The following is a 12094-nucleotide window of genomic DNA, read 5'->3' on the forward strand; positions in this document are numbered from 1 at the left end:
CGCGTGCCGGCCTGCTTGTGTGAATACCGTTTCGATCTGCTAGCCGGGGCGGCGCGGTGGCGCTTGCCCGCTGACCTCGGCCCCTGCATCGCGCGCCAGCCCGAACAGATCGAAGATGCCGAGCAGACCCACGGCCGCAACGATCAGAAACGCGACGCTGAAATCCGCCGGCGCGATCGAATGCGAGTCGTGCCCATGCAGCCATTCGGCGACGCGTAACGCGATCGCGCCAAGGGCCACGCCGATACCCATCGTCATCTGGAACAAGGTACTCGACAACGCGGATGCGCCGCTCATCTGGGCCTTCGGGACGTCGGCGAAGCTGAGTGTATTCAACGCCGTGAACTGCAACGAGCGCGACAGCCCGCTCAGGAAGAGCACGGCCACGATCACCGTCCTGGGCGTGGCAGGCGAAAGCAAACTCATTGCCGCAAGCGAGATCGCGGCGAACATTCCGTTGACGATCAGCACGCTGCGAAAGCCGAAGCGCCGCATGACGGGCGTCGTCACCACCTTCATCGACAGGTTGCCGGCGAACACCGAAAGCGTGAGCAGCCCCGACTCGAACGCATTCAGTCCGAAGCCCACCTGGAACAGCAGCGGCAGCAGAAACGGCACTGCACTGATCGATACACGAAAGAGCGAGCCACCGCCCATGGCCACCGCAAAGGTCTTCACACGCAAGGCCGACAGATCGACGACCGGCTCGTGCGCGCGCCTCACATGAAACCATGCGGCGCCCCCCGAGGCCACCCCGATGGCGAGCAGGCCCGTTATCTCGGACCACGGCGTATTGCTGCGCCCAAGCAATTCCATCGCGTACATCAGCGTTGCCCCGGCGACGCCCGTCAGTACAAAACCAGCCGTATCGAAGCGGCGCCCGGCGTTCTCCTTTGTGTTGTCGAGATACATGATCGACAACAGCAGGCCGATGCAGCCGAGCGGCAGATTCAGGTAGAAGATCCAGTGCCACGACGAGTAGGTCGTGATGAAGCCGCCAAGCGGCGGCCCGATCACCGGCGCGACGAGCCCCGGCCAGGTAATGAAGGCGATAGCGCGCATGAGGCCGTCCTTCGGCGTTGCGCGTAACACGGCGAGCCGGCCGACCGGCACCATCATGGCGCCGCCGATGCCTTGCAGCACGCGAGCGGCGGTGAATTCAGGCAGGCTCGTGGTCATGCCGCACAGCACCGACGCCGCGGTGAACACGGCGAGCGCGCTGCTGAACACGGTCCGCAAGCCGAAGCGGTCGGCGGCCCAGCCACTGATCGGAATGAAGACGGCGAGCGTCAGCAAATACGACGTGATGCCCAGGCTCAGATCGACCGGATGCACACCGAACGAGCGCGCCATCTGCGGCAGCGCCGTGGCGATGATGGTGCCGTCGAGGTTCTCCATGAAAAAAGCGGCTGCGACGAGCATTACGATCAGCGAGCCGTGTCCTGAGTTGTGTCTCGGCGCGCGGGATAGGTTGGGGGCCTGCATCGGCGAGAGGATCTCCTGAACGTTGTGCACTGGCGGATTGGCCGGGATTCGGGCCACAGCGTACGTGAGCCGCGCCGCACAATCAATGGAATCAAAAGGGGCTGTGATTAGCGCAGTTTACAAATGATTCGATTCGTCGAGGCTCATGGCGGGTCTGAGGCTTAGCAAAAAGACCGAATAGCAAATCCACTATAAGTATTTGCCGTCACCGGCGTGGTTGATATCTACTAGCGAGTTGCTTGAATTCGCAACTAACGCGAACTGTACTCCAGGAGACCATTTACATGATTCGGAAGAACACGCTTCGATTGCTGCTTGCCGCCTCGCTGGCAGCAATCGGATCTGCTCACGCGCAAAGCGCCGGTACGCTGCAGAAGATCAAGGATAGCGGAACGATAGTTCTTGGCGTGCGTCCCGCAGTCGTACCGTTTTCGTATTACGACGATCAGCAGAAGCCGATTGGCTATTCTCAGGACGTCGGGCTCGCCATCGTGGACGCCGTCAAACAGAAACTGAATTTGCCGAACCTGGCCGTCAGGACGATTGCGATTACGCCGCAGAACCGCATTCCGCTGTTACAGAACGGCACGATCGACATCGAATGCAGTACCACGACGAACAACGCCGAGCGGCAGAAACAGGCAGCCTTCTCCAATACGATCTTCATTATCGGCACACGCCTCCTGACGAAGAAAGAGACAGGCATCAAAGACTTCGCCGACCTCAAGGGACGCACCGTCGTGACGAACGCGGGCTCGACGTCCGAACAGATCCTGCACCGGCTCAACGTGGAGCAGCACCTGGGCATCGTCATCACGACGCAGAAGGATGTCGCGGAGTCGTTCCTCGCGCTGTCGACTGGGCGCGCCGACGCGTTCATGCTTGACGACGCGATGCTGGCGGGCGAGCGGGCGAAGGCGTCCAATTCCGACGATTACGTGATCGTCGGTACGCCTCAATCGAAAGAGGCGTATGGGTGCATGTTCCGCAAGGACGATCCTGACTTCAAGAAGCTGGTCGACGACGCGGTCGCGCGGCTGCAGACGTCGGGCCAGGCGGATGCGCTCTACAGGAAGTGGTTCGAGAGCCCGATTGCGCCGAGCCGGGTCAATCTGCATCTGCCGGAGAGCGACGATCTCAAGTCCCTGTTCAAGGCTCCCAACGACAAGCCGCTGAGCTGATCGCGCGGTTGGCCGCGCCTGGCGAACCCGTCGGCCGTGCCTTGTCAACATAACGGGAAACGGACATGGGTTATCGCTGGGATTGGGCGGTTTTTCTCCAGCCTGTCGCTACGGGCGAGCCATCCACTTATCTCGGATGGATTGTCTCAGGGGTGGAAACGACGGTCGGCATTGCGATCGCCGGTTGGGTCATTGCGCTTGTGGTCGGAACGGCGATGGGCGTCGTTCGCACCATACCGGGCAGAGGGCTGCGCTGGTGTTCAGCCAGTTATGTCGCACTGTTTCGCAACATTCCGTTGATCGTGCAGTTCTTCCTGTGGTTCTGGGCCGTTCCCGAGCTGCTGCCTGGCCCGCTCGGCAGTACGCTCAAGCATATGCCGCCGGAGCAATCCGGCGTGCTGACGTCGATAGTCTGCCTCGGGCTGTTCACGTCGGCGCGAGTATGCGAACAGGTGCGGGCGGGCCTGCAGGCGCTGCCGGCCGGGCAGCGGGCCGCAGGGCTGTCGCTTGGACTGAGCGGGTTCCAGACCTACCGGTACGTGCTGCTGCCCGTCGCGGTGCGCAACCTCGTGCCGCCTCTGACATCCGAATTTCTGAATATCGTCAAGAATTCGTCGGTGGCCTCGACGATCGGCGTGCTCGAACTGACCGCACAGGCGCAGCGAATGATCGACTACACGTCCCAGGCATACGAATCGTTCGCCGCGATCATCGGCGGCTATGCGCTGTTGACCGGCCTCATCATGATTGTCGGGCGAAGAATCGAAAAGACGGTCCGACTGGCTGCGTCCGGGCGATAGGTGATGCCATACAGTTTTCACTGGACTGTCATACCGAAGGATTTGCCCGAACTGGTCCGCGGGCTGCACATTACGCTTGAAATCACGGCGGTGGCGCTGGTCGCCGGATTTTTGCTTGGCGTGCTGCTGGCCTTGTTCAGACTATCGCGCTCGCGGTTGCTGTCGGCGTTTGCGCGTGCCTATGTGACGGCCTTTCGCGCCGTGCCGCTGCCGGTGGTGCTGCTGGTATTCTTTCTCGTCGTGCCGCAACTGCTGGTGGCGTTCCTGCATCTGCCGGCAGGCACCGACATACGCCGCGTCTCGGCATTGATCGCGTTTTCGCTATTCGAGGCGGCTTACTACGCGGAGATCATTCGCGCAGGCGTCAACAGCGTGCCGCCCGGACAGTTCAATGCAGCGCAGGCGCTCGGCATGACACCGCTCCAGAGCATGCGGCTGATCGTGCTTCCTCAGGCGCTGCGGGCGATCGTTCCGTTGCTGCTGACGCAGGCCATCATCCTGTTTCAGGACACGTCTCTCGTCTACGTGGTGGGTCTTGGCGACTTCTTCACGATCGCCTCGAACGTTGGGGCACGGGATGGCACGACAGTCGAGTTGATATTGTTTGCCGGTGCATGCTACTTCTGTGTGTGCACGGCCATGTCCGCCGTAGTGCGTCGATTGCAGGTCCGGCTTGGGGGCGCAGTGGGCACGGAGACCATTTAGGCGGTATGTCTTCGGAACACCGCCAAGGCGTTCTCATCTACTTCAGCAAGGCACACGCCGCCCAAACAGGGCAGGGTGACCCACTGTCATCCTTATTGCCCACCTGAGCGAACATAAAATCGCGGAACGTCTGGGCGGCCGGACTCAGGCTGCGGCCGCGCCGATGCAGCAGGGCGATCGGCCGCGTAATAGGCGGGCAGGAGAGCCTGCGCGTGACCACGTGGCGTGCATCCAGCACGACCGACGCATAGCCGGGCACAAACGCGATGCCGAGTCCCGCCGTGACCATACCGATCACGGTCCATACCTGTGACACTTCGTATTGAGGCACCAGCCGCACACCGGCTTCGAGGGCGCTCCGGTCGATCAATTGCCGCGTCACATTGCGTGCGGTGAGCGCGATCAGCGGATAGCGCGCAATGTCCTTCCACGACACTTCAGCGTATTGCGCAAGCGGATGATCCGTCGGCACGATCAATAGCACTTCATCGAGCAGAATCGTCTCGCCGGTCACCAGATCGCCGGCGCCGCCTGGATTGCTCAGGCCGAGTTCCACCGCGCCATCCTCGACGAGGCGCCTGACGTCGCCGGAGGGCACGTCGCGCAACACCACCGCGATCTCCGCATAGTCACGTTTATAGCCGGCGATGATCGACGGCAGCATCAGCGAGCACAGCAGGGGCGAGGCCGCGATGCTCACGCGGCCTCGGCGCTTGTTCGATAACTCTTTCGTGTCGGCGATGGCTGAACTCAATTCGTGCAGCAGCCTTAACGCCGTAGGCAGAAACTCAGCGCCCGCATCGGTCAGTTGCGCGGCGCGCGATGTGCGATCGAGCAAGCGCACGCCCAGTTCCTTCTCCAGTTCATGCAGCAGCAGGCTGACGGCGGCCTGCGTGACATGCAGCAGAGCGGCGGCGTTCGTAAAGCTCTTTTCCTGCGCGACCACCACGAAGGCACGCAATTGCTTGAGCGAAACATTGCCAATCTGAAACGTTTCCGTGGCCATAACTTCACCTTATCCGGGGACAACTTTTACTCGTTGGCCGTGCTTCGACGCAGTCCCTAGACTGGCAGGCGTCAGTCGTCCGCTGAGGACGCGTACTGGCAATGAAAACCCTGAATCCTGGAGACCCTGTCATGGACAGTATTGTTGTCGACGTACATACGCATAACTACAGTGAGAACTGGCTCAACCTGTTGCGCGAACACGGCAAGCCGCGCTACGAAGTGAAGCAGGTGGCAGGCGGCCGGGAGGCCATTCACCACGACGGCGCGGCATTCAATACGATCTTCCCGGCCTTCTTCGATTTCGATGCACGCGTCAAGGCGATGAACGAACACGGCGTCGACATCTGCGTCGTCTCGCTGGCCGCGCCGAGCGTCTATTGGGGCACGCCCGAAATCAGCCTGAAGGCAGCCCAGGCGATGAACAACGACTTCGCCGCCGCTCAGACCGCGCATCCCGACCGGATCCGCTGGTTCGCGACGCTGCCCTGGCAGCACCCGGAACTCGCCAAACCCGAACTCGAACGTGCGTTGAAACTCGGTGCGAGCGGTGTGCTGGTGCTGGCCAACGTCGGCGAGAAATCGCTGACCGATCCGCTCTTCGCGCCCACATGGAAGGCGATCGACGACCACGCGCTGCCGGTGCTGATTCATCCGACCGCACCGCCGGCAGTGCACGGCCTCGATATGCAGAAGTACATGCTGATCGTGCCGATCGGTTTCATGTTCGATACCACGCTGGCGCTCGGCCGGATGATCTACGACGGGTTCTTCGATCGCTATACGAAGCTCAAGATCATCGGTGCGCATGGCGGCGGCGCGCTGCCGTTCCTGATCTCGCGCTTCGACCGTTGCCACGAGAAGATCGACAGCGCCCGCGCCACCATCAGCAAGCGGCCGTCCACTTACATGGGGCGTCTGTTCCTCGACTCGGTGGTCTATTCGCGTGAAGCGCTGCAAATGGCGATCAACTGCGTCGGCGAGGACAACGTGCTGTACGGTTCGGATTTCCCGCACAACATCAGCGACATGGGCGGCATTCTCGCGCGCGTGAACGAACTGCCCGGCTCGGTTCGTCACAAGGTACGCGGCAACAATGCTGAGCGGATCTTTAATCTCAAGCTGTAACGCTTTTGCTTCGCGAACCGGGGCGCTTCGCTCCGGTGGTTCCGCAGGATCAAGTCGTTCAAGTCGCAATCGATTTGGCGAAAACTGAGGCCCCGGCATTGCTGCCGGGGCCTTTTTTATTGCGGCGCGATGTGTTTGATTGAGGCTTGTTATCGCTTGCTATGGCTTCGTGTTCTTGCTCATGCATGCGGTGCGCTCTGCGCACCGCATGCTTCATCGTCTTCAATGCGCCTGCTTCAGCGCCGGAGATTGATCGTCCGCTTCAGGGCCCGGCTCGGCGACCGCCTTGTCGTCCTTGTCGCTGCGCAGCATCAGCACGCCGATCAGGCCGAGCGCGAAGAACAGCGTTGCATAGTGGGCCGGCATGAATTTGTCGCCGGTTACATGCAGCAGCCACGTCAGGATGAACGGCGAGAAGCCGCCAAACAGCGATGCCCCGATGTTGTACGAGATCGCAAGGCCAGTCGAGCGCACCGAGGTCGGGAACAGTTGCGCCGATGCGCTGGGCACCGAACTGGTGGCGGCGCTGGTGAGGACCGCGAAGACGCTTTCCACCGTGAGGATCGAGATCATCGAAGGCGAGTGAATCATCCAGTAGTAGGACGGATACAGCGTTATCAGGAACGCGACCAGTGCAAGGCTCATCACGCGCTTCTGACCGACGCGATCGCCTAGCCAGCCGAACAGCGGAATCGTCACGATACGCAGCGTGACCGACATGAGCAACACGGTGAACGGCAGCTTGATCGGCATGCCCAGCGTTTGCACCGCGAAGATCGGCAGGAACGTGAAGATGACGTACGACATCACGTTGAGTGCCGCGCTCATCGACGTCGAAATGAACACCTCTTTCGGGTAGTCGGTGAGTACTTTGCCTAGCGGCGCCCGCGCGGGTTTGCCGAGTTTCTGGAACGCTTCGGTTTCAGGCATCCGGTTACGGATGTAGATACCGACCGGACCGATCAGCAAGCCGAACGCGAAGGGCAGACGCCACGCCCACGACTCGACCGTTGCCTGCGAGAAAAAGCCGGTCAACAGCGCGCCCATTGCAATCGCGATCAACGCGCCCAACGCCTGCGCAAACATCTGCCAGCTGCCGTAGAAGCTGCGACGGCCCTTCGGCGCATACTCGACCAGCATGGCCGTGGCGGTACCGAATTCGCCGCCGGCCGACACGCCCTGCAGCAATCGCGCAAACACCACCAGCAGCGGCGCGACGATGCCGATCTGATGGAAGCCCGGCGTGAACGCCACAATCGCGGACGCGATCGTCATCATCATGATGACCAGCGTCAAACCCGCCTTACGTCCATGGCGGTCCGCGTAGACGCCGAGCAGAACGCCGCCGATTGGCCGCACCACGAAGCCCGCACCAAATGTCGCCGTGGTCATCAGCAGTCCCCCATATGGACTGCTCGATGGGAAGAACTGTTTGGCGATCACCAGTGTGAGAAAGCCAAATAGCACGAAGTCGTACCATTCGAGTACGTTGCCAATCGTCGAAGCGACCGCGCCCCGCCAGTTTCCACCCTTGCCTGCTGCTTCCATTGCCGCTCCCCATGTGGTTGTACGCTGATACGTGCCGAGTCGGTACGCGCGGCGCCGTTGCCGTTATTGCTGAATGGATTTGAACTCGAGGAATGCTTCGATACTGAACCGGCCATTTTCGCGGCCGAATCCGGATTGTCCGACGCCACCGAACGGCGAGGCGGGATTGGGCGGCGCACCGTTGAGAATGACCTGGCCTGTGCGCATGCGCCGGGCCGCATTCATCGCACGCGTCTGATTGCCCGACCACACCGCGCCGGACAAGCCGTACGGCGTTGCATTCGCGAGGTCGATGCCGTCTTCGTCGCTGTCGTACGGCATCATGGCGAGCACGGGGCCGAACACTTCTTCGCAGCCGAGCGCCATCGTGCGTGCGACATCGGTGAACACCGTCGGCGCGATGAAGTAGCCGCGTTCGAAACCGGCTGCGCGGCCCGCGCCGCCGGCGAGCAGCGTTGCGCCGGCGGCGAGCGCCGCGCCGATGTGGCGGTTGATGCTGTCGAATTGCCGGGCGCTCGCCACGGGCCCGAGCCGGGTGGTTTCATCCGCGGGGTCGCCCAGGGTCCATTCTTTCAGTGCTGCGGTGACGCGTTGCGCGACTTCCTGTTGCAGATGGCGCGGTGTCAGCAGACGCGATTGCGCGACGCATGCCTGGCCCGAGTTGTTCATGCAGCGGCGTACGACCGCGGGCACGGCGGCGTCGAGATCGGCATCGTCGAGAATCAGCGCGGCCGACTTGCCGCCGAGCTCCAGGGCGACGCGCTTCAACGAACCCGCGGCGCTCGCCAGGATGTGTCTCGCGACCGCGCCCGAGCCGGTGAAGCTCACGATGTCGATGCGTGGATCGGCAACCAGCCATTCGCCGACATCCGCGCCGCCCCAGACCATGTTGACGAGTCCCGGCGGCAGATCGGCTTCTTCGACGGCTTCCATGAAGAGCTGGGCGGCGCCCGGTGCGATCTCGCTCGCCTTGAGCACCGTGGGGCAGCCGGCGGCGATGGCCCCGGCGACCTTCGCGACGATCTGATGCAGCGGGTAGTTCCACGGTGTGATCGCGGCCACCACGCCGACTGGTTCGCGCACCACGCGCGAGGTGCGGATCTGCTCTTCCCAGTTCACCTGGTGCAGGCCTTCGATGATGGCATCGAGATTGGCGAGTGGCATCGGCACCTGCATCGAGCGGCCGACCCACACGGGTACGCCCACTTCGACAACCAGGCTCTCGACGATCCGCTCGGTGCGTTTGGCGATGGCCGCGCGTAGCGCAAGCAACGCCCGCTCGCGCTGCTCGATGCTGCTCGACGCCCAGCGCGCAAAGCAGCGGTGCGCCGAGTCGATGGCCGCGTCGACGTCGGCCTTGCTGCATGACAACAGTTCGCCGACCGGTTGTTCAGTGACCGGGCTGACCAGCGTGATCGTGTTCGTGCCGGTGCTCGGCCGCAACTGGCCGTCGACATGGAAGTAGCGATAGGTATTCATGGACGCGATCTCGCGGATAGGAAGGGGCGAGCGATAAACGAAACACAGGGCATCTCCGCTTGCGCGCCGGAGTACTTCGGTGTGCCCCGGCGCATCGGCATCGCACGGTGATTCGCGGACTTGTGCTTACGCGACACGCGCCGGGCTGACAATCGCGCTCAGTTCGGCGATAAAGCGCTCGTTTTCATGAGGCGTGCCGATTGTCACGCGCAGCCACTGCGGCAAACCGTAGCTCGCGAGCGGACGCACGATCACGCCGCGGCGCATCAGCGCGGTGTTGACACGTTGCCCCGAGTCTTTCTCCTCGCCGACCTTGACCATCACGAAGTTGCCGGATGACGGCACGTACGTGAGGCCGAGTTCGTCGAAGGCCGCGGCGAGCCGCTGATGGCCTTGCCGGTTGATCGCGCGTGAATGTTCGAGGAACGTGCTGTCGTCAAGCGCGGCGATGGCCGCGGCCTGGGCCAGCGAATTGACGTTGAACGCGGGCCGCAGCCGGTTGAGCAGACCCGTCAACACGGGACCGGCAACGCCGAAGCCAACGCGCAGACCGGCCAGTCCGAATGCCTTCGAAAAAGTGCGGGTGACGCAGAGATTCGGAAAACGCTCGATCCAGTGCAGCGAGTCGTAGCGGTCCTCGTCGTCCAGATACTCGGTGTAGGCCTCGTCCAGCACGACGACGATATTCGCCGGCACGCGTTCGAGAAACGCCTCGATCCTGCTGCCGGCGATGAACGTGCCGGTCGGGTTGTTCGGATTGGCGATGAAGATCAGCCGCGTGTTCGGCTTGATGGCCGCCAGCATCGCGTCGAGATCGTGACCCATCGACGCGTCGACCGGCACCACGATATGTTCGGCGCCACAGGCCTGAGTCGCGTTGCCGTAGACCACGAACGCATACTGGGAATACACCGCGGATTGTCCGGGATGCAGCACGGCGTGAGCGGCCATTTCGAGCAGATCGTGACTGCCGTTGCCGAGCGTGATGCAGGCGGCGTCGACGGAATAGGCCTTGGCCAGCGCCTGTTTCAGGTCAAAGCCGTTTGCATCGGGATAACGGCTCGCCTCGGCGAGCGCGTCGACGATGGCGGCGCGCGCGTGAGGCGACATGCCAAGCGGATTCTCGTTCGACGCCAGCTTCACGATGGTCGAACGCTCGAGCCCGAACTCGCGCATGACATCGGAAACCGGCCGTCCCGCCACATACGGCGGAATGTCGAGAATGTGCGGCGCGCACTGCGTTAAAAACTCTGACATGCCTACCTCATCCTTTGTTTTGAATGTTGATGTGCCGCGCCGCATCGTCTCCTGACGCGGAACCCGACGGATTGCGGTACCTGTTGCCCTTGGCGTGCCGACAACCTTAAACACGCCATATTGACGAGGCAAGTGACGATCGGGTTATGAGTGCATCGCCGGAAAGCTATGAGTGCGATGCAGCATCGGTCTCCTCCAGTCCACCCGGCACGATTGCCGACCGTGGCTCGCGGCAAGCCGGGAAGGGTCTACCCGGATACAGGGTTCGACGCCGGCTGGCGCGGTGCGTTGAGCGGTCGGCAATTTACTGTAATGGCGGCTGTCCTCATCGACAAACGAAATAAAGAAATGCGGACATAAAGTGACTGCATGGTTCGAGCGCGCGGCACGAAGCCGCGCGCGTGGATCAGAACCGATACCGGATGCCCGTGCCGACGCCGAACTGGTTGCTGCCGTTTGGCTCTTCGTTGGTGGTCGCGCCGGTCACGCGGTTGTAGTCGACGGTGCCGTACAACGTCACCTTCTTGGACAGGAAGTATTCGGCGAGCGCCACATAGGTATAGCGCTTGCCGTCCGCGCCGCTGACGGCCGAGACGTTCTGCGCGTTGTCGTAGTAGGCCGCGCCGGTCAGTCTGAAGGCCGGCGTGACGTAATACGCCGCGCCTGCGACGAACGCGTTGTCCTTGCGCCCGACCGCCGTGCCCACCGCCGCGTTGCCCGTCAGGAACGCGTCAACCGAGCCGGTGTGGTCGTCGTCGTTGTAATAGCCGAGCCAGAACTCCCACGCCTGCAGACCCTTGAACCGGAGCTGGACGTTGAACGCGCGCTGCGAGAAGTTGGCTGCGTTGTAGCCCTGCACGAAGCCGGCTTCGACGCCGAAGGGACTCGGATCGTACGCGATGGCCAGCACCTTCAGCGTGCCCGAATTGAAATTGCCCGCCACGCCGCCGAGGCTGAACGAGCCGCGCATCGTCAACGGGCCGCGATCCAGCGTGTACAACGCCATGTTGCTGCCGCCGCGCAGCGCGCCGGAGAACGCGACCGGCAACCACTCGTTCTGCAGGTAGTTGCCGACCGTCAGCGGATCCCAGCCGTCGGTGAGCAGCTGATAGGTCGGGTTGTCCATGATACCGAGCTTGAGCGAACCGTAGGTCGGGTTGCCGACGCCGACATAAGCATTACGGTTGAAGATCACGCCCGCGCTGGACATCGAGCCGTTCGGCAGGTTGAAGCCGCTCTGCAGGTCGAACATTGCATAGGTGCCTCCACCGAGATCCTCGCGGCCGCGCATCCCCCAACGGCTTTGGGAGATCGCGCCGTTGGCCAGCGAGAACTGGGAATCGTCGGCTTTGTTTGCACCTGTCAGATATCGGAGGCTGGCATCCGCGACGCCGTACAGGGTGACGCTCGACTGCGCATGGACGGCTCCTGCGAGGCTCAGTGCTGCAAGCGCGCCTGCGAGCTGCGACACGTATCCTCTTGCTTGCTTCTTCATCGCGACTTCCC

At 62.4% G+C, this 12094-nt stretch carries 10 protein-coding genes; 4 read left to right on the forward strand and 6 right to left on the reverse strand.

Translation table 11 applies throughout. The annotated features are described in order from the left end of the window. Positions 1-39: 39 nt before the first annotated feature. On the reverse strand, positions 40-1485 hold the full coding sequence (locus PQR53_RS16635; RefSeq protein WP_408455745.1) for an MFS transporter: 1446 nt from the start codon (positions 1483-1485) through the stop codon (positions 40-42). 284 nt (positions 1486-1769) lie between these two features. Here PQR53_RS16635 and PQR53_RS16640 point away from each other — a divergent pair, with 284 nt between their 5' ends. The 3 genes from PQR53_RS16640 to PQR53_RS16650 all read left to right on the forward strand — a co-directional run bounded on the left by PQR53_RS16640 (position 1770) and on the right by PQR53_RS16650 (position 4171). Further along, on the forward strand, positions 1770-2666 hold the full coding sequence (locus PQR53_RS16640) for a glutamate/aspartate ABC transporter substrate-binding protein (RefSeq protein WP_408455747.1): 897 nt from the start codon (positions 1770-1772) through the stop codon (positions 2664-2666). Between the two features lie 65 nt (positions 2667-2731). Beyond that, positions 2732-3466 carry an amino acid ABC transporter permease gene (locus PQR53_RS16645; protein ID WP_408455750.1) on the forward strand — a complete coding sequence of 245 codons (735 nt, stop codon included), beginning with the start codon at positions 2732-2734 and terminating at the stop codon, positions 3464-3466. Positions 3467-3469: 3 nt separating this feature from the next. Then, positions 3470-4171 (forward strand): ABC transporter permease subunit, encoded by a 702-nt coding sequence (locus tag PQR53_RS16650; RefSeq protein WP_408455753.1) that lies wholly within the window; start codon positions 3470-3472, stop codon positions 4169-4171. Positions 4172-4208: 37 nt separating this feature from the next. Here PQR53_RS16650 and PQR53_RS16655 read toward each other — a convergent pair whose 3' ends face one another. After that, positions 4209-5177, reverse strand: a complete 969-nt coding sequence (locus PQR53_RS16655; RefSeq protein ID WP_408455756.1) for a LysR family transcriptional regulator — start codon at positions 5175-5177, stop codon at positions 4209-4211. Positions 5178-5308: 131 nt separating this feature from the next. On the opposite strand from PQR53_RS16655, the gene PQR53_RS16660 reads away from it, so the two are divergent. Continuing rightward, the gene (locus PQR53_RS16660; protein WP_408455759.1) at positions 5309-6304 is read left to right on the forward strand and encodes an amidohydrolase family protein; all 996 of its coding nucleotides are present in this window, start codon (positions 5309-5311) and stop codon (positions 6302-6304) included. A gap of 222 nt (positions 6305-6526) precedes the next feature. On the opposite strand, the gene PQR53_RS16665 is transcribed toward PQR53_RS16660, so the two are convergent. From PQR53_RS16665 to PQR53_RS16680, 4 genes are all read right to left on the reverse strand, one after another. Further along, complete coding sequence (locus tag PQR53_RS16665) at positions 6527-7852, reverse strand: MFS transporter (RefSeq protein ID WP_408455762.1); 1326 nt, start codon at positions 7850-7852, stop codon at positions 6527-6529. Positions 7853-7915: 63 nt separating this feature from the next. Then, entirely contained in the window at positions 7916-9331 is a 1416-nt protein-coding gene (locus tag PQR53_RS16670) for an aldehyde dehydrogenase family protein (protein ID WP_408455765.1), read from the reverse strand. Positions 9332-9457: 126 nt separating this feature from the next. After that, positions 9458-10588, reverse strand: a complete 1131-nt coding sequence (hisC, locus tag PQR53_RS16675; protein ID WP_408455768.1) for a histidinol-phosphate transaminase — start codon at positions 10586-10588, stop codon at positions 9458-9460. Between the two features lie 406 nt (positions 10589-10994). Then, entirely contained in the window at positions 10995-12083 is a 1089-nt protein-coding gene (locus tag PQR53_RS16680) for a porin (RefSeq protein ID WP_408455771.1), read from the reverse strand. Positions 12084-12094 lie beyond the last annotated feature (11 nt).

Source organism: Paraburkholderia fungorum (genome assembly GCF_046027605.1).
Taxonomy (GTDB): domain Bacteria; phylum Pseudomonadota; class Gammaproteobacteria; order Burkholderiales; family Burkholderiaceae; genus Paraburkholderia; species Paraburkholderia fungorum_F.

Bases quoted from the DNA above. Each gene is read 5' to 3' on its own strand.
- PQR53_RS16635 (WP_408455745.1), bottom strand. From the start codon at position 1,485: ATGCAGGCCCCCAACCTATCCCGCGCGCCGAGACACAACTCAGGACAC.
- PQR53_RS16640 (WP_408455747.1), top strand. From the start codon at position 1,770: ATGATTCGGAAGAACACGCTTCGATTGCTGCTTGCCGCCTCGCTGGCA.
- PQR53_RS16645 (WP_408455750.1), top strand. From the start codon at position 2,732: ATGGGTTATCGCTGGGATTGGGCGGTTTTTCTCCAGCCTGTCGCTACG.
- PQR53_RS16650 (WP_408455753.1), top strand. From the start codon at position 3,470: ATGCCATACAGTTTTCACTGGACTGTCATACCGAAGGATTTGCCCGAA.
- PQR53_RS16655 (WP_408455756.1), bottom strand. From the start codon at position 5,177: ATGGCCACGGAAACGTTTCAGATTGGCAATGTTTCGCTCAAGCAATTG.
- PQR53_RS16660 (WP_408455759.1), top strand. From the start codon at position 5,309: ATGGACAGTATTGTTGTCGACGTACATACGCATAACTACAGTGAGAAC.
- PQR53_RS16665 (WP_408455762.1), bottom strand. From the start codon at position 7,852: ATGGAAGCAGCAGGCAAGGGTGGAAACTGGCGGGGCGCGGTCGCTTCG.
- PQR53_RS16670 (WP_408455765.1), bottom strand. From the start codon at position 9,331: ATGAATACCTATCGCTACTTCCATGTCGACGGCCAGTTGCGGCCGAGC.
- hisC (WP_408455768.1), bottom strand. From the start codon at position 10,588: ATGTCAGAGTTTTTAACGCAGTGCGCGCCGCACATTCTCGACATTCCG.
- PQR53_RS16680 (WP_408455771.1), bottom strand. From the start codon at position 12,083: ATGAAGAAGCAAGCAAGAGGATACGTGTCGCAGCTCGCAGGCGCGCTT.